At 71.8% G+C, this 16429-nt stretch carries 19 protein-coding genes; 8 read left to right on the forward strand and 11 right to left on the reverse strand.

The window, feature by feature from the left end; genetic code table 11:
* The first annotated feature begins 31 nt into the window (after positions 1–31).
* Both ACZ39I_RS16905 and ACZ39I_RS16910 read left to right on the forward strand, forming a co-directional pair.
* Positions 32–715, forward strand: coding sequence for a uracil-DNA glycosylase (locus ACZ39I_RS16905; protein WP_451471995.1), 684 nt, complete (start codon positions 32–34; stop codon positions 713–715).
* A 128-nt stretch (positions 716–843) separates the two neighbouring features.
* Positions 844–1365: a hypothetical protein gene (locus tag ACZ39I_RS16910; protein WP_352392066.1), complete on the forward strand. Its 522-nt coding sequence runs from the start codon at positions 844–846 to the stop codon at positions 1363–1365.
* A gap of 12 nt (positions 1366–1377) precedes the next feature.
* Here ACZ39I_RS16910 and ACZ39I_RS16915 read toward each other — a convergent pair whose 3' ends face one another.
* Both ACZ39I_RS16915 and ACZ39I_RS16920 read right to left on the reverse strand, forming a co-directional pair.
* A complete protein-coding gene (locus ACZ39I_RS16915; protein ID WP_467245157.1) occupies positions 1378–1836 on the reverse strand; it encodes a hypothetical protein in 459 nt (152 codons plus the stop codon).
* Between the two features lie 199 nt (positions 1837–2035).
* Complete coding sequence (locus ACZ39I_RS16920; protein WP_467245158.1) at positions 2036–2548, reverse strand: DinB family protein; 513 nt, start codon at positions 2546–2548, stop codon at positions 2036–2038.
* 114 nt (positions 2549–2662) lie between these two features.
* On the opposite strand from ACZ39I_RS16920, the gene ACZ39I_RS16925 reads away from it, so the two are divergent.
* Positions 2663–3568 (forward strand): Gfo/Idh/MocA family protein, encoded by a 906-nt coding sequence (locus ACZ39I_RS16925; protein ID WP_467245159.1) that lies wholly within the window; start codon positions 2663–2665, stop codon positions 3566–3568.
* On the opposite strand, the gene lnt is transcribed toward ACZ39I_RS16925, so the two are convergent.
* The 6 genes from lnt to ACZ39I_RS16955 all read right to left on the reverse strand — a co-directional run bounded on the left by lnt (position 3492) and on the right by ACZ39I_RS16955 (position 8733).
* On the reverse strand, positions 3492–5057 hold the full coding sequence (lnt, locus tag ACZ39I_RS16930) for an apolipoprotein N-acyltransferase (protein WP_467245160.1): 1566 nt from the start codon (positions 5055–5057) through the stop codon (positions 3492–3494). The two genes, ACZ39I_RS16925 and lnt, sit on opposite strands and share 77 nt — an antisense overlap.
* 64 nt (positions 5058–5121) lie before the next feature.
* Positions 5122–5601, reverse strand: a complete 480-nt coding sequence (locus ACZ39I_RS16935; RefSeq protein ID WP_467245161.1) for a nuclear transport factor 2 family protein — start codon at positions 5599–5601, stop codon at positions 5122–5124.
* 88 nt (positions 5602–5689) lie between these two features.
* Positions 5690–6862 (reverse strand): FAD-dependent monooxygenase, encoded by a 1173-nt coding sequence (locus ACZ39I_RS16940; protein WP_467245162.1) that lies wholly within the window; start codon positions 6860–6862, stop codon positions 5690–5692.
* Between the two features lie 97 nt (positions 6863–6959).
* A complete protein-coding gene (locus ACZ39I_RS16945; protein WP_352392059.1) occupies positions 6960–7139 on the reverse strand; it encodes a hypothetical protein in 180 nt (59 codons plus the stop codon).
* A 95-nt stretch (positions 7140–7234) separates the two neighbouring features.
* Positions 7235–8110: an undecaprenyl-diphosphate phosphatase gene (locus ACZ39I_RS16950; RefSeq protein WP_467245163.1), complete on the reverse strand. Its 876-nt coding sequence runs from the start codon at positions 8108–8110 to the stop codon at positions 7235–7237.
* 152 nt (positions 8111–8262) lie between these two features.
* Complete coding sequence (locus tag ACZ39I_RS16955) at positions 8263–8733, reverse strand: winged helix-turn-helix transcriptional regulator (protein ID WP_467245164.1); 471 nt, start codon at positions 8731–8733, stop codon at positions 8263–8265.
* Between the two features lie 93 nt (positions 8734–8826).
* Here ACZ39I_RS16955 and ACZ39I_RS16960 point away from each other — a divergent pair, with 93 nt between their 5' ends.
* A complete protein-coding gene (locus ACZ39I_RS16960) occupies positions 8827–9996 on the forward strand; it encodes a thiolase family protein (protein WP_467245165.1) in 1170 nt (389 codons plus the stop codon).
* A 30-nt stretch (positions 9997–10026) separates the two neighbouring features.
* Here the strand turns inward: ACZ39I_RS16960 and ACZ39I_RS16965 are convergent, their stop codons facing one another.
* Positions 10027–10794 carry a TVP38/TMEM64 family protein gene (locus tag ACZ39I_RS16965; RefSeq protein ID WP_467245166.1) on the reverse strand — a complete coding sequence of 256 codons (768 nt, stop codon included), beginning with the start codon at positions 10792–10794 and terminating at the stop codon, positions 10027–10029.
* Positions 10795–10820: 26 nt separating this feature from the next.
* Here ACZ39I_RS16965 and ACZ39I_RS16970 point away from each other — a divergent pair, with 26 nt between their 5' ends.
* From ACZ39I_RS16970 to ACZ39I_RS16980, 3 genes are all read left to right on the forward strand, one after another.
* The gene (locus tag ACZ39I_RS16970; RefSeq protein WP_352387153.1) at positions 10821–11012 is read left to right on the forward strand and encodes a hypothetical protein; all 192 of its coding nucleotides are present in this window, start codon (positions 10821–10823) and stop codon (positions 11010–11012) included.
* Between the two features lie 99 nt (positions 11013–11111).
* Entirely contained in the window at positions 11112–12281 is a 1170-nt protein-coding gene (gene tuf / locus ACZ39I_RS16975) for an elongation factor Tu (RefSeq protein ID WP_467245167.1), read from the forward strand.
* 124 nt (positions 12282–12405) lie between these two features.
* Complete coding sequence (locus ACZ39I_RS16980) at positions 12406–13251, forward strand: spermidine synthase (protein ID WP_467245168.1); 846 nt, start codon at positions 12406–12408, stop codon at positions 13249–13251.
* Here ACZ39I_RS16980 and ACZ39I_RS16985 read toward each other — a convergent pair.
* Positions 13213–14511, reverse strand: coding sequence for an MFS transporter (locus ACZ39I_RS16985; protein ID WP_467245169.1), 1299 nt, complete (start codon positions 14509–14511; stop codon positions 13213–13215). The two genes, ACZ39I_RS16980 and ACZ39I_RS16985, sit on opposite strands and share 39 nt — an antisense overlap.
* A 155-nt stretch (positions 14512–14666) precedes the next feature.
* On the opposite strand from ACZ39I_RS16985, the gene ACZ39I_RS16990 reads away from it, so the two are divergent.
* Positions 14667–15104: a DUF4442 domain-containing protein gene (locus tag ACZ39I_RS16990; protein ID WP_352387149.1), complete on the forward strand. Its 438-nt coding sequence runs from the start codon at positions 14667–14669 to the stop codon at positions 15102–15104.
* Between the two features lie 82 nt (positions 15105–15186).
* Here the strand turns inward: ACZ39I_RS16990 and galU are convergent, their stop codons facing one another.
* Entirely contained in the window at positions 15187–16140 is a 954-nt protein-coding gene (gene galU, locus ACZ39I_RS16995) for a UTP--glucose-1-phosphate uridylyltransferase GalU (RefSeq protein ID WP_467245170.1), read from the reverse strand.
* Between the last annotated feature and the right edge of the window lie 289 nt (positions 16141–16429).

The raw sequence follows: 16429 nt of genomic DNA on the forward strand, positions 1-16429 counted from the left end.
TGCAAGTGACCGCACATCGTGAGGAATTGACGTGACCGACATCGCCATGCTGCCCGAGTCCTGGCGCGGGGTTCTGGGCGACGAGCTGCAGCAGCCGTACTTCAAGGAGCTGACGGACTTCGTCGAGGACGAGCGGGCGAGGGGTCCCGTCTACCCGCCGCGCGAGGAGGTCTTCGCCGCCCTCGACGCGACGCCGTACGACCGGGTGAAGGTCCTGATCCTCGGTCAGGACCCGTACCACGGCGAGGGCCAGGGACACGGGCTGTGCTTCTCGGTCCGCCCGGGCGTCCGGACCCCGCCCTCCCTCCGGAACATCTACAAGGAGATGAAGGAGGAGCTGGGCCTCGAGATCCCGGACAACGGCTACCTCATGCCGTGGGCCCGCCAGGGCGTCCTGCTGCTCAACGCGGTGCTCACGGTCCGTGCCGGCGAGGCCAACTCGCACAAGGGCAAGGGCTGGGAGAAGTTCACCGACGCGGTGATCCGCGCGGTGGCCGAGCGGCCCGACCCCGCGGTCTTCGTGCTGTGGGGCAACTACGCGCAGAAGAAGCTCCCCCTGATCGACGAGAGCCGGCACGTGGTGGTCAAGGGCGCGCACCCCTCCCCGCTGTCGGCGAAGAAGTTCTTCGGCTCCCGCCCGTTCACGCAGATCAACGAGGCGATCGCCCAGCAGGGCCACGAGCCCGTCGACTGGACGATCCCGAACCTCGGCTGACCCCGCCACCGGCGACCGGACCGGTACCGCACCTGACCGGCCCGGTCCCGCCTGACCGGGATTTTCAGTGCCGACGGTTAGCGTCGGGAGGGACAGCGACGAGGGTCGGCCAGGGGCATGGAGGACGCGTGACGGAGCGACAGGAGCGGACGGCGCCGGATGCCGTGATGACACGGATCGGGCAGGTCGTCATGCTGTGTCACGCGGGGGACCGGGAGGAGGCCCGCCACCGCTTCCTGGCCCTGTGGGCGGAGATCGGTGAGGACGGCGACCCGCTGCACCGTTGCACCCTGGCCCACTACATGGCCGACGCCCAGGACGACCCCTGCGACGAACTCGCCTGGGATCTCAGGGCGTTGACGGCCGCCGAGGAGCTCACCGACGACCGGCCGGCCCGGCACGAGAGCGCGCTCGCCGTGCGCGCCCTGTATCCCACGCTGCACCTCAATCTGGCGGCCGACTATGTGCGGCTCGCCCGCGCGGACGCCGCCCGCACCCATCTGCGCCGGGCCCGCAGGGCGGCGGACGCCCTGGGGGAGGACAGCTACAGCGACGGTGTGCGGGCGGCGATCAGCAGACTGGAGTTGCGACTCGGCGACGGCGGATCCGGCGGTCACGGACGGTGGGGGCCGCCGCGGCAGCGGCCCTGAGACCCAGGGGTCTCAACGCCCGTAGGTCTGGTCGCAGATGACCGTTTGCGGGCTGCCCTCCTGCCAGCGGCCGTACTTCCTGCCGAGCGCGCAGACGTCCTTCGCACCCTTGGGAACCGATTTGGGGACCGACCTGGCCACGTCCGGGATCTCGACGCGCGGCTGCCGGTGGTGCGAGGGGTCCCGGTGCCACGGCTCCGGATGGGCCCGGCGCCCGGGTCGCTCGGGGTGCGCCGGATGCGCGCGGGCCGGCTGTCGGTCCCGCGGCTGCGCGGGGGCCGCCGCCGCGGTCCCCGGGGCCCTGTCGCGAGGGGCGGCTCTCCCCGGCTTCGAGGACGGGGACGGGTCGATCATGGACAGCGCCTCCTCGGCCGGGGCCTGCACGATCTGCGGCTCCGCCCGACCGTCCGGACGGGCGTCCACCGGCCCCGGCAGCTGCGACGGCGCCGTCGTCGGCGGCGGCCCGGACACGGGTGGACGCTGGACGGTCACACAGCCGGTGAGGGCCGAGACAGCCACGGTGACCAGGAGCGTTGCGGTAGTCGTGGTTCGATGCACCCGCGTCACTCTGCTGGTTCGGGCGACCTGGGCGACAGCGGACGAGCGGAGGTTGCCCCGCACGGGTGATCTCCGTCCCCGTACGGCGTGCTCCCGCCGCCCGGTGCTGACGTCAGTCGCCGGTGGCGCCGTCGATGCGCTCGCGGATCAGGTCGGCGTGCCCGTTGTGGCGGGCGTACTCCTCGATCATGTGGGTGTAGAGCCAGCGCAGGTTGAACCGCTCGCCGGTGCGGCGGTGCTTGCCCACGGTGACGTCGTCCAGGCCGAAGCGGGCCGCGTTCTCCCGGCTCCTGTCGATCTCGGCCTGCCAGGTGCCGTACGCCTCCTGCCAGGTGTCGGCCTCGGTGAGACGGAACTCGCCGTCCGGGTCGGCCTCGGTGTAGTAGATCGGCCCCGCGTCCTCGTCGGCCAGGACCCGGCGGAACCAGCTGCGCTCCACCTCCGCCATGTGCCGTACCAGGCCCATCAGGGAGAGCGTGGAGGGCTCCACCGAGGCGGTCCTGAGCTGGGCGTCGGTCAGTCCCTCGCACTTCCAGGCGAAGGTGCTCCGGTGGTACTCAAGCCAGCCCTCCAGCATGCTGCGTTCGTCGGCGGTGGTCGCGGGTTCGGGGCGCTGAGTCGTCATGCTCGCATCCTGACCCACCTCACCACCAGCGAATTCCCGGGCGCCGGCCGGGGCCCGCCGCGGCCGCCGTATGCTTCCGGCAAGGCCCTGGCCGGACAACCTGGAGGAGTCCACGTGAAGGTCGGCTGCATCGGACTCGGTGACATCGCGCAGAAGGCGTATCTGCCGGTGCTCGGCGGTCGGCCCGACGTCGAACTGCATGTGCAGACGCGGACGCCGGCCACCCTGACCCGGGTCGCCGACGGGCTCCACCTGCCCGAGGGGCAACGGCACCGGGACCTCGACTCGCTGCTCGCCCAGGACCTCGACGCCGCGTTCGTGCACGCGCCGACGATCGTGCACCCCGAGATCGTCACGCGGTTGCTGGAGGCGGGCGTACCGACCTTCGTCGACAAGCCGCTCGCCTACGAACTCGCCGCCTCCGAAAGGCTGGTGGCGCTCGCCGAGCAGCGGAACGTGAGTCTGGCCGTCGGGTTCAACCGGCGGTTCGCCCCCGGGTACACGCAGTGCGCCGACCATCCGCGCGAGCTGATCCTCATGCAGAAGAACCGGATCGGGCTCCCGGAGGAGCCGCGCGCGATGATCCTCGACGACTTCATCCACGTCGTGGACACCCTGCGCTTCCTGGTGCCGGGGCCGGTCGACGACGTGACGGTACGCGCGCGGGTGGCGGACGGCCTGCTGCACCACGTCGTGCTCCAGCTCGCCGGGGACGGCTTCACCGCGCTCGGGGTGATGAACCGGCTCAGCGGCTCGGCCGAGGAGATCCTGGAGGTGTCCGGGCAGGACACCAAGCGGCAGGTGCTCAACCTCGCCGAGGTGATCGACCACAAGGGCCAGCCGACCGTGCGCAGGCGCGGCGACTGGGTGCCGGTGGCCCGGCAGCGCGGCATCGAGCAGGCGGTGCTCGCCTTCCTCGACGCCGTGCGCGCGGGGAAGGTGCTCAGCGCCCGGGACGCGCTGGCGACCCATGAGCTGTGCGAGCGGGTGGTACAAGCGGTTCTGGAGCGGTCCGCCTGAGCCGGAGCGTGCGCAGGCCGTCGGTGGTGCACCACGCCAGGAGGATCAGCAGGGCCGCGTGCACGGTCCAGTCCCCGAAGCGGACGTACGGCGTCGTGCCGGTCGCCAGCGGTACGTCGTACACGCGGGAGGCGCCGGCATCGGTGCCGACCCACCGGCCCACGCGCCGGCCGCTCGCGTCGTAGACGGCGGAGACGCCGGTCAGGGTCGAGTGCACCATCGGGCGGCCCGTCTCGGCGGCGCGCAGGGCGGCGAGCGAGGCGTGCTGCGCGGGGGCCCAGCTCTGCTGGAAGGACGAGGTCGACGACTGGGCGATCAGCACCTGGGCGCCGTCCTCGGCGAGATGACGGCTCATGTCGGGGAACGCCGACTCGAAGCACACCATGGGACCGACCTTCAGCCCGTGGCCGACGTCCATCACGACCTGCTCGGAGCCGTGCCTGCGGTTCTCGCCCGCGGCCTTGCCGACCGAGGTGGCCCAGCCGAGCAGCGAGCGGGCCGGGATGTACTCGCCGAAGGGGACCAGCCGCATCTTGTCGTAGCGGTCGCCGGTGAGCCCTCCGGGGCCGACCAGCACGGAACTCTTGTAGATGCCGGGCTTGTCCGAGCGGCGGGCGTCCACGTTGACGAGGATGTCGGCGCCGGTCTCCTCGGAGAGCGCAGCGATCCGCTTCGCCAGGTCGGGCCGGTCCCCGAGGTCGAAGCCGACACTGCTCTCGCCCCAGACGACGAGATCGACGTCCTGCCCGGCGAGGTCGCGGGTCAGCTGCTCCTCGCGGGCGAAGCGCCGGTCCGGGCCTTCGATGACACCGGGCTGGACGACGGCGATCCGTGTGCCGCCCCCCGTGTCGGGGCGCGGCGACCACATCCAGGCCGCCGAGGCCACGGCGGCCGCGGTGACCAGGCCCGCCACCGCGGGGACCCGGGACGCACGGACCGTCACCAGGACGGCGACCGCCACATTGACGGCCACGAGCAGGAAGCTGATCAGCCACACTCCGCCCACCGAGGCCAGCCGCAGCGCCGGTGCGACCTCCCACTGGCTGGCGCCGAGCACGCCCCAGGGGCCGCCGAGCCCCTGCCAGGAGCGGACCAGCTCGATGCCGAGCCAGCCCGACGGCAGTACGGCCAGGGCGGCGGCGATCCGGCCGCGTGAGGGCGCCCCGGCCAGGAAGTGCCGGACCAGCGCGCCCCACGGGGCCCACAGCGCGCCGAGCAGGGCGCCGATGACGAAGATGAAAACGCTCAGGGTCGGCAGCAGCCAGTGGTGCATGCCCACCATGAACCCGAAACCGCCGGCCCAGCCGTCGTACGCCGCCCGTTTCGCCGTGGGCGCCGAACGGATCAGCGCGATCCACGGGACGAGGGCGACGTAGGCGAACCACCACAGGGATGGTGCCGGGAAGGCGAGGAGGGGGAGGGCGCCTGCCAGCACGGCGACGGTGGAGCGTCGCCAGGGGGAGGCAAGCCAGTGGCCGAGCGTGTTCATACGGCGCCTCCTACCCCGTGTGGGTCTCCGAAGTGCGTGTGGTTGACCACCCGAGGGCGTCGGCTCAGTTGATCACAGGTGCGGGCCGGGGGTCCGGCAGACGCCGCCACTTCTCCCGCACCACGACCTCGCGCAGCCGCCAGCCGTCGTCCGTGCGCAGCAGGGCGAAGGCGTAGCGGCCGCCGCAGACGAAGTCGGGGGCGGTGGCGGAGGTGTCGCCGGCGAGGCGCATGGGGTTGATGTAGTCGGCCTGGACGCGGGCCGTGTCGGGGTCCTGGTTCACGACGCCGAACCGGATACGGCGGTTGACGATCAGATGCTGGCGCATCGAGAACAGCCGCAGGCTCTCCTCCAGCCATGCGGCGACGTGCTGCGCGTCCCCCTCGATCCCGCCCGCCGAGCGGTAGTCGGCCCGCCCGTCGGCGGTGAACAGTCCCCGGTACGCCTCCCAGTCGCCGTCGTCCACGGCCACGGCGTAGTCGGTGACGAGTGCGTCCACGGCCAGCCGGTCCATCACGGTCGCGAGCTCTACACGCTGCGTCATCGGCTCAGTGTTGGGCATGCGGCGGGCCGCGCCAAGGGGCGTGCGGTGACATTCGGGAGGCGGGGCGGGGGCGGCCGGGAACGGGCGGTCAGCCGTCGGCCAGGACGTCGACCGGCCAGGCGGCCGAGTGCGGGCCGAACCTGTTCTCGGCCGCGAGGGCGACCAGGCGGGCGTTGCGCGCCTGGGCTTCGGGCCCGTCCGGCACGTGGTAGTCGTGGCCCGCACGCGCGGAACTGGTCTGTACGGCCGTGGCGGCCGGGGCCCGCCTGCGGACGTACCGGTCCAGCGCGTCGGGCACCTCGTCCGGTGCCGTACCGGTGAGGCAGTCGCCGAGCACGGCCGCGTCCATGATGGCCTGGGCCGCGCCCTGGGCCTGGAAGGGCACCATCGCGTGGGCGCTGTCGCCGAGCAGGGTGACCCGGCCGACGTTCCAGCGGGGGAGCGGGGCGCGGGTGTGGATGCCGTACCGGAAGACCTGGCCCGCGCGGTCGAGGACGGTCAGCAGCCGGGGGTCCCAGCCGGCGAAGGTGCGCAGCTGCTCGCCGGGTTCCGCCCGCGCGGTCCACGACTCCTGGGCCGCCCGGTCCGTCACGAACACGGCCACGAAGTTGAGGAGTTCACCGCCGCGCAGCCAGTAGTGGACGACGTGGCGGTCCGGGCCGAGCCAGCCGGCGTACTCCGGGAGGTCCAGGTCGGCGACCTCGGCGGCCGGGAGCAGGGCCCGGTAGGCGGCGGTGTGCGAGAACACCGCCTCGTCCGCGCCGAAGAGCCACCGGCGGGCGGCGGAGCGGATGCCGTCGGCGGCCACGACCAGGTCGGCGTCCAGGCGTTCACCGCTCGCCGTGGTCACGTGGGCCGCCCTGTCGTCCTGGTCGATCCCGACGACGGCGGTGTCCAGGCGCAGCGCATCGGGCGGTACGGCGGCGACGAGTGCCCGTTGGAGATCGGCCCGGTGGAGCTGGAGGTACGGCGCCCCGAACTCCTCCTCGGCCTCCCTGCCGATGACATAGCGGCAGATCTCGGAGCCGTCGGACCAGGTGCGGAAGCTGATGTGGGCGGGGCGCGTGGCGTGTTCCGCGACGGCGTCGAGCAGGTCGAGGCGGCGCAGTACACGGGTGGCGTTGGGGGCGAGCTGGATGCCGGCGCCGATCTCGGTGAGCCGCCGCGACTGCTCGAGGAGGGTCACGTCATGGCCGGCCCGGCGCAGGCTCAGCGTCGCGGTCAGTCCTCCGATGCCCGCGCCCACGACGACCGCTCTCATGGCATGACCTCACTTCGAGGGAGACTCGACGGTGGGTCCGGGCAGGCTACCGGAGGCAACCGCGGGGCCGTACAAGGAGTTTCGGCCTCCGTGCGGCTCAGGCCGCCTCGATGATGTCGGCGCGGATCGCGGCCGCCCACTCGACCACCAGCTGTTCGTACTCGGCGCGCTCCTGGGAGGACAGGGTGCCGCCGGCGCGCATCCACAGCGCCCGGATCTGCTCGTTCACCTCGGCGGCGGAGCGCACGGAACCAGGGGTCAGGGAATCGGGGGACATGCGGACAAGCCTAGGCGCAAGCACTGACAGTGCGCTACCGGACGGCTACACAGAAGGTATGCGATGCGTCACGGGTTTCGGGGCGGGTGCGCGGATCAGCCGGCCGACTCCGCCGCGTGGGGGCTCAGGACGCCCATCGTGACCAGGGCGATGATGACGATGCCGAGGGCGACGCGGTAGTAGACGAAGGGCATGAAGCTCTTGGTCGAGATGAACTTCATGAACCACGCGATGACCACGTAACCGACCACGAAGGCGATCACCGTGGCGAAGATCGTGGGACCCCACGAGACATGGTCGCTCTCCAGCGCGTCCTTCAACTCGAAGAGACCGGAGGCCAGTACGGCCGGGACGGCGAGGAGGAAGGAGTAGCGGGCCGCGGACTCGCGCCGGTAGCCCATGAAGAGGCCGCCGCTGATGGTGGCGCCGGAGCGGGAGACCCCGGGGACGAGGGCCATGGACTGGCACAGGCCGAAGATCAGGCCGTCCTTGACACCGAGGTCCTCAAGTCCCTTGCGCTGCTTGGGCGCGCGGTGCCGCCCACCGGTCTCGTCGCGTGCGGCCAGCCGGTCGGCGACGCCGATGACGATGCCGACGACGATCAACATCGTGGCGGTGATGCGCAGATCGCGGAACGGCCCCTCGATCTGGTCCTTGAACAGCAGCCCCAGCACCCCGATGGGGATGGACCCGACGATCACCAGCCAGCCCATCTGCGCGTCGTGGTCGCTGCGCAGCTCCTTCTTGACGAGGGAACGGCTCCACGTCGAGATGATCCGCCCGATGTCCTTGCGGAAGTAGATCAGCACGGCGGCCTCGGTGCCGATCTGGGTGATCGCGGTGAAGGCCGCCCCGGGGTCCTTCCAGCCCGCGAAGGCCGCGGTCAGGCGCAGATGCGCGCTGGAGGAGACGGGAAGGAACTCGGTCAGCCCCTGGACGAGTCCGAGGATGAGTGATTCGAACCAAGACATGAAGTTACGGCGTCCAAGTGCTGGTCGTGTGAAGGGAGTCGGGCGCGCCACATCACCGGGCGCGGTGATCGGGGTGCGAGGGCAGCGTAACGCCCGGCGGTGACGGCCCGGCCAGGGGGGCGGGCCCGTCGGGGCCCACGGCCGGTGGGCGCCTACGCGGCCGTCGGGCCGGTCACCGTCCAGCCGGGAGCCTGCGGGTGGGACGTCAGGTCCTCGTGCAGCACCGTGGCGCCGCAGGCGGAGCAGACGACGACGGGCTCCAGTTCATGGCCGCAGCTGTGCTCCAGGACCATGGGCCGGTCGTCGTCCTCGCGCAGGTGCCGGTCGCCCCACGCCATGAGCGTCAGCAGCACCGGCTCCAGTTCGAGTCCTGCCTGGGTGGGCCGGTACTCGAAGCGCTGCGGCCGCTCGCTGTAGACCCGCTTGGTCAGGATCCCGGCGTCCACGAGCCGGCGCAGCCGGGTGGCCAGGATGTCGCGCGGGGCGCCGAGGTTGCGGACGAGCTGGTCGAAGCGGCCGTTGCCCAGGCAGACCTCCCGCAGCACCAGCAGGGAGTACTTCTCGCCGACCAGCGTCAGGGCGTCGGCGATCGAGCAGGGGCGCGGGTCCTTGGTGGCGGCCATACGCCCAGTCTAGTAGAGGGTTTGTTTTTCCTACTCACCGAGCTATGGTGAGTTTGGATTTCCTACTCACTGGTAGCCGTGGAGGCCCGCAGCATGCGTGACGCAGTGATCGTCGAAGCCGTACGCACTCCCCTGGGCAAGGGCAAGCCAGGCGGCGCCCTCGCGCACGTGCACCCCGTAGAACTCCTCGCCCACACCCTGCGCACCCTCGTGGAGCGCTCCGGCGTCGACCCGGCGCTCATCGACGACGTCATCGGCGGCACCGTCGACCAGGTCGGCGAGCAGGCCATGAACACCACCCGCTACGCGGCTCTGTCGGCCGGCTTTCCGGAGACGGTCCCGGCGACCACGGTGGACCGCCAGTGCGGCTCCTCGCAGCAGGCCGTGCACTTCGCCGCGCAGGGCGTGATCGCGGGCGCGTACGACATCGTCGTCGCCTGCGGGGTCGAGTCGATGAGCCGCGTGCCGATGTGGTCGAACGTGCCCGAGGGCAAGGACCCCTTCGGCCCAGGCATCGCCGAGCGCTACAAGGACGGCCTGGTCCCGCAGGGCATCAGCGCCGAACTCATCGCCGCCAAGTGGTCGATCGGCCGCGAACAGATGGACGCGTTCGCCGTCTCCTCGCACCAGAAGGCCGCGGCGGCCTGGGAGAAGGGCCTCTTCGACGCCGAGGTGGCCCCCCTGGACGGGGTCTCCCGCGACGAGTGCGTCCGCCCGGGCAGCACGCCCGAGATCCTTGCCGGCCTCAAGCCCGCCTACTACGACCCGAACTTCGCCGAACGCTTCCCGCAGATCGAGTGGAACGTCACGGCGGGCAACGCCAGCCCGATCAACGACGGCGCCTCGGCGGTCCTCATCACGTCGAGCGAGACCGCCGAACGCCTGGGCCTGCGCCCCCTGGCCCGGCTGCACAGCTTCGCCGTCACTGGCTCCGACCCCGTCCTCATGCTCACCGGCGTCATCCCGGCCACCGAGCAGGTCCTGCGCCGGGCCCGCCTCACCTTGGACGACATCGACCTGTTCGAGGTCAACGAGGCGTTCTCCAGCGTGGTCCTGGCCTGGCAGCAGGAGACGGGCGCGGATCTGGCCAAGGTCAACGTCCACGGCGGGGCGATCGCGATCGGCCACCCCCTGGGCGCGAGCGGCACCCGTCTGACGACGACCCTGGTCCACGCGATGCGCGAACGCGGGGCCCGTTACGCCCTGCAGACGATGTGCGAGGCGGGCGGACTGGCCAACGCGATGGTTCTGGAAAGCGTGTGACCGGCGTGATCGGAGGGTGACCGGAGCGCGTCAGGGGCGCCGCAGATGATGCCGCTTGCGCCACGCCACCACCGCACCCGCCAGCCCCGGCAGGGCGATCGCGGCCATGGCGATCAGGAACGCCGGCGAGGTCGGGGCGGAAGCCCGCGCCCCGGCCACCACGTACGCGGCGGTGTTCGGAATCGACCCGAGCGCCGTCGCGGCGAGGAACGGCACATATCCCATACGGGACACGGAGGCGCAGTAGTTGGCCGCCCAGAAGGGCACCCCGGGAAACAGCCGCGCCACCAGCATCGAGCGGAAGCCGTGCCGGCTGAGCTGCCCGTCCGCCGCCTTCAGCCACCGGCCCCGCAGCAACGGCCGTAGCGCGTCCTGCCCGAGCACCCGGCCCAGACCGAACGCGATGCCGGCCCCGAGCACCGTCCCGCCGAGCGCCGAGGCGAGTCCCAGCTGCGACCCGAAGAGCGCGCCGGCGGCGAGATTGAGCAGCGGCCGTGGCACGAACGCCACCGTGCACAGCCCGTACGCCACCCCGAACACGACCGCGGCCGCGACCCCGCCGAGCTGGGGCGGCCAGCCGTCGGAGAGCAGTCGCTGCGGCTCGAAGAGCAGAACGGTGGACGCGGCGCCCGCGAGCAGCGCGACGAGCAGGGAGAGCCGGAACCACGGCGACAGCAGCGCTCTCGTGCAGCGGGCGGTGAGACGCACCGGAGCGGGGACGGGGAGAGCGAACTCCGTGGCGATGGCCGGGGGAGTGGCCGTGGCGGTGCCCCCAGAGCGGGTGGTGGCATCGAGCATCCAGTGACGGTAACCGACATGGATGTGTGATCGCCGTATGGATGCCGCCGCTCGCGTGGACGGGCGGCCACAAAAACCGTTCGACGTGGGACGACACGTCGGACATGATCTGCGTCATGTTCCGGTACGCCTTCGCTCTCGCAGCATCCGCAGTCGCGGATGCGCCGAAGGCTGCCGTTCCCGTGTTCCTGGCCGCCGCAGACGGCGCCCGAAGCTGACCCTTCCCGGATCGTCCGGCGGACCCCGCAGGGGGAGGGTCGGCAAGTCCTTGGGGTCCCCGTTCTTCCGCGAACACGAAGAGGCTTCGAGGTACAGCCATGTCCAAGACCGCTTACGTGCGCACCAAGCCGCACCTGAACATCGGCACGATGGGCCACGTCGACCACGGCAAGACCACCCTGACCGCCGCCATCACCAAGGTCCTGTCCGAGCGCGGCAGCGGCACCTTCGTGCCGTTCGACCGCATCGACCGCGCCCCGGAGGAGGCCGCGCGCGGGATCACCATCAACATCGCGCACGTCGAGTACGAGACCGACACCCGGCACTACGCGCACGTGGACATGCCGGGCCACGCCGACTACGTCAAGAACATGGTCACCGGGGCCGCGCAGCTCGACGGGGCGATCCTCGTCGTCTCCGCGCTCGACGGGATCATGCCGCAGACCGCCGAACACGTGCTGCTCGCGCGGCAGGTGGGCGTCGACCACGTGGTCGTCGCCCTCAACAAGGCGGACGCGGCCGACGAGGAACTGGTCGAGCTCGTCGAGTTGGAGGTCCGTGAGCTGCTCACCGCGCACGGCTACGGCGGCGACGCCGTGCCCGTCGTACGGGTCTCGGGGCTCAAGGCCCTGGAGGGGGACCCGCGCTGGACGGCGTCGATCGAGGCGCTGCTCGACGCGGTGGACACGTACGTGCCCATCCCCGAGAGGTATCTGGACGCCCCGTTCCTGATGCCCGTCGAGAACGTGCTGACCATCACCGGCCGGGGGACCGTGGTGACCGGCGCGGTCGAGCGGGGCACCGTGCGGGTGGGTGACCGGGTCGACGTGCTCGGGGCCGCCGTGGAGACGGTGGTGACCGGGGTCGAGACCTTCGGCAAGCCGATGGAGGAGGCGCAGGCCGGGGACAACGTGGCGTTGCTGCTGCGGGGCGTTCCCCGGGACGCGGTCCGGCGGGGGCATGTCGTGGCCGCGCCCGGCAGTGTGGTGCCGAGCCGTCGCTTCACCGCACAGGTGTATGTGCTGTCGGCGCGTGAGGGTGGGCGTACGACGCCCGTCTCCACGGGGTATCGGCCGCAGTTCTACATCCGTACGGCGGATGTCGTGGGGGACGTCGACCTCGGTGAGGTGGCCGTTGCCCGGCCTGGGGATCGTGTCGTGATGACCGTTGAACTGGGGCGGGATGTGCCGCTTGAGCCAGGTCTCGGATTCGCCATCCGTGAGGGTGGGCGGACCGTCGGGGCGGGAACCGTTACTGCCCTTGCGTGAGGGTGGTTGCGGTGTGTGGGGGACTGCGCGGTCGTTGTGGCTGGTCGCGCCCGCGCGGCGGAGCCGCAGATCGATACAGCCCCGCGCCCCTGTCGGGGCGCTCTCGCCCAGGCACAATGACAAGATGACCGAGTCCCTGCCCGTCGCCCGTGCCGTTGATCACGGGTTCGCCAAGTTGATGCCTGACGTGGACCGGGAGCGGGCCTGGTTGTTGACCGTGGACGGGGCTCCGCAGTCGTACGTCGATCTCGACGAGCCGACGTATCTGGAGTTCGAGTACGCGCAGCGGCTCGGGCACGTTCTGGACGGCCTGGGGGAGGAGGGACGCGCGCTGGACGTCGTCCATCTCGGTGGGGGTGCGCTGACGCTGCCGCGGTATCTGGCCGCCACCCGGCCGGGCTCCCGGCAGCACGTCGTCGAGGCCGACCGGGCTCTGCTGGAGCTGGTGGCCGAGCATCTGCCGCTTCCCGAGGGAGCCGGGATCGCGCTGCACGCGGCCGATGCCCGGGCGTGGCTGGAAAGCGCCCCCGCGGACTGTGCCGACGTGCTGGTCGCCGACGTCTTCGGCGGGTCGCGCGTCCCGGCGCACCTGACGTCCCTGGAGTACGCCCGCGAGGTCGCGCGCGTACTCCGGGGCGACGGTGTCTATCTCGCGAACCTCGCCGACGCGGCGCCCTTCGCCTTTCTGCGGTCCCAACTCGCGAACTTCGCCGAGGTGTTCGAGGAGCTCGTGCTGATCGCCGAACCGGGGGTGCTGCGCGGGCGGCGGTTCGGGAACGCGGTGCTCGTCGCCGCGCGGCTGCCTCTCGACACGGCGGCTCTGGCACGGCGTACGGCGGCCGACGCCTTCCCCGCCCGGGTCGAACACGGCGCCGGGCTGCGGACGTTCATCGGTGCGGCACGGCCGGTGCGGGACAAGGAGGCCGTGGCCTCACCCGAGCCCCCCGACGGGGCGTTCGGTATCGGCTGAGTCGTGCACGGCAACCTGGGCGACCTGCTTGGTGCTCCGGCGCAGGTTGCGGACGTCGGGTACGAACAGGACGGCCGCCGTGACCGCCGCGATCAGGCCCGAGCAGCCCCACAGGGCCGCGGAGCGTCCGAACGCCGACTCCGCCGGGCCCGCCAGCGCGGCCGCGAGCGGCACGAGGGCCACCGAGCCGAACCAGTCGTAGGCCGAGACCCGGGAGAGCTTCTCTTCCGGTATCTCCTGGTGCAGGGCGGTCATCCAGGAGACGCCGAACACCTCGACGGTCGCGCCGGCCACGAACATCGCCGTGCACAGCAGGGGCACCGAGACCGGTACGGCCAGCGCGGCGGACGGCAGCGCCAACGGGAACACGCACAGGATGCCCACGAACAGCAGCCGCCGCGGTTTCCACCGGGTCATGAGAAGGGCGCCGACGACCGTGCCGGCGCCGAAGAAGCCGAGGGCCACACCCCAGGGGCCCGCGCCGCCCAGGTCGTCGCGGGCGACGAGGGGGCCGTAGACCGCGTCGGCGGCGCCCAGAACGGCGTTGGCGAGAGAGAACTGCACGACGATGGCCCACAGCCACGGCCTGCCCGCGACCTCCCGCCAGCCGTCGCGGAGGTCGGCGAGCACGCCGGCACCCGGTGCGCGGGCCGGGATGTGACTGACGTCCAGGAAGGAGCGCAGCGAACCCGCGACCGCGAACGCCACGGCGTCCCCCGCGAGCACCCAGCCGGGACCCACCACGGCGACCATCGCCCCGCCGAGCGCGGCGCCGCCCAGCGCCGCGCCCTGCATCGCCATCCGGAACACCGCGAAGGCCCGGCCGGCCTGTTCGCCGCTCACCGAGGACAGCAGCATGCCCTCGGCCGCCGGGCTGAAGAACGCCTGGCCCGTTCCGCCGAGCGCGGTGAGCAGCATCATCTGCCACAGCCGGGGTTCACCGGTCAGGACGAGGACGGCGAACGCGGCCTGGGACAGACAGTTGAGGGTGTTGGCCGCGACCATCACGCGGTGCCGGGGCACGCGGTCCGCCACGGCACCGCCGATCAGCAGGAACACCACCAGCGGGAGCGTGCGCGCGGCGGCCACCAGGCCCACGTCACCGCTGTCGCCACCCGCCTCCAGGACGGCGAACGCGGCGGCGATGAGGGCGCCGTTGCTGCCGAGGTTGGTCACGAACGCGGCGGCGGTCAGCAGGCCGTAGTTGCGGCTCGCCCAGGCGGGTCTGCGGGTGCGGGAGGAGTCGGCGGAGGGGGTCACCGGGCGACTATCGCCGCCGGGGTGGCGACTTGCCAAACCCTTTGCGGGGCGGATCGGGCTGCGGTACCGCCCGCAAGGAGACGTCGATCACTGGTCCCGGCCCTGGTCAGCGCGATCTACTCGTGGGTAACCTCGCGGACATGAGCGCAGACCAGATGTCCGTCGGCGAGATGCTCGCCGTCACCGTGCCCATGGTCCGGACCCTGAACCTCGAGTTCCTGGAGACCGGCCCGGAGAAGGTCGTGGTTGCCCTGCCCGACCAGGGGGAGTTCCACAACCACGTGGGTGGACCGCACGCCGGCGCGATGTTCACGCTCGGCGAGTCGGCCAGTGGTGCGGTCGTCCTGGCCGCGTTCGGCGACCAGCTCTCGCGCGCGGTACCGCTCGCCGTCCACGCGGAGATCGCCTACCGCAAGCTCGCGATGGGCCCGGTGACCGCCACGGCGACCCTGGGCCGCCCCGCCTCCGACATCGTCGCCCAACTCGACGCGGGCGAGCGCCCCGAGTTCCCCGTCACCATCGAGATCCGCCGCGCGGACGGGGCGGTCACGGGTGAGATGACGGTGGTGTGGACACTGCGGCCCAACAGCTGAGTCCGGGGAACTTGCCGGGCGTGGCCCGGGGCGCCGGAGGGTGTGGCAGGGCGGGGGCCCTGCCTCGCCCTGCCTTCCTCGCTCAAGCCGCCCACGGTCGCCCCCGTCCGGCCGTCTCTCCCCGCTCCAGCTCCGCCACGAACCCCTTGAGCCAGTCGATGAACTCCGGGCCCAGGTCGGTACGGGTGCAGGCCAGGCGGACCACCGTGCGGAGGTAGTCCGCCCTGTCGCCGGTGTCGTAGCGGAGGCCGTCGAAGACGACGCCGTGGACCGTGCCGCCGGTCGCGAGGGTGTGGAGGGCGTCGGTGAGCTGGATCTCGCCGCCGCGGCCCGGCGGGGTGCGGTCCAGGACGCCGAAGACCGCGGGGTCGAGGACATAGCGGCCGATGACCGCGTAGGCGCTGGGGGCGTTCTCGGGGGAGGGCTTCTCCACGAGGCCGGTCACCCGGACCACGCCCTCCTCCTCCGTCGGCTCCACCGCCGCGCAGCCGTAGAGGTGGATCTGCTCGCGCGGCACCTCCATGAGGGCGACCACGCTCCCGGCGTACCGTTCGCGGACGTCGAGCATTGTGCTGAGCAGGCTCTCGCGCGGGTCGATCAGGTCGTCGCCGAGCAGGACGGCGAACGGCTGGTCGCCGACGTGGCGGCGGGCGCACAGCACCGCGTGGCCGAGACCGAGCGGCTCGCCCTGACGGATGTGGTGGATGTCGGCCAGGCGCGCGGGATCGCGCACTGCGTCGAGCCGTACCGAGTCGCCCTTGGCCGCGAGGGCCTGCTCCAGCTCGAAGGCGCTGTCGAAGTGGTCCTCGATGGCCCGCTTGTGGCGGCCGGTGACCATCAGGATGTCCTCGAGCCCGGCCGCGGCGGCCTCCTCGACGACGTACTGGATGGCCGGCTTGTCGACGACCGGGAGCATCTCCTTCGGCGTCGCCTTGGTCGCCGGCAGGAACCGGGTGCCGAGCCCGGCGGCCGGGACGACCGCCTTGCGGACCGTGCGGGCGGGGGCGGTGGTGTCGGTCGTGTGGGGAACGATCATGCGGGTCATGCTGCGTCAGCGGGATGAGAGCGCACCGTAAGACGCCTGGGAGCCCGCTGTGGACCCGGCCGGGAGCCGGAGATTTCGTGGGCCAAGCATCCGGCTGCGCGGAGAACTCGGCGCACCCCCGCCCCGCATATTTCGAATAAGGGTGCGGCTACCGGCGGTAACATTTCTGAACTCGCTTCTTTTTGAACATGGGTCACTCCACGTTCTTGTTTGCTGTACGTAAATTGTGCGAAGGTGATCGCCCCCCCCGAAGGCCGGGTCACATCTGACGCGGCATAGG

Source organism: Streptomyces sp. NPDC024687, from assembly GCF_055559055.1.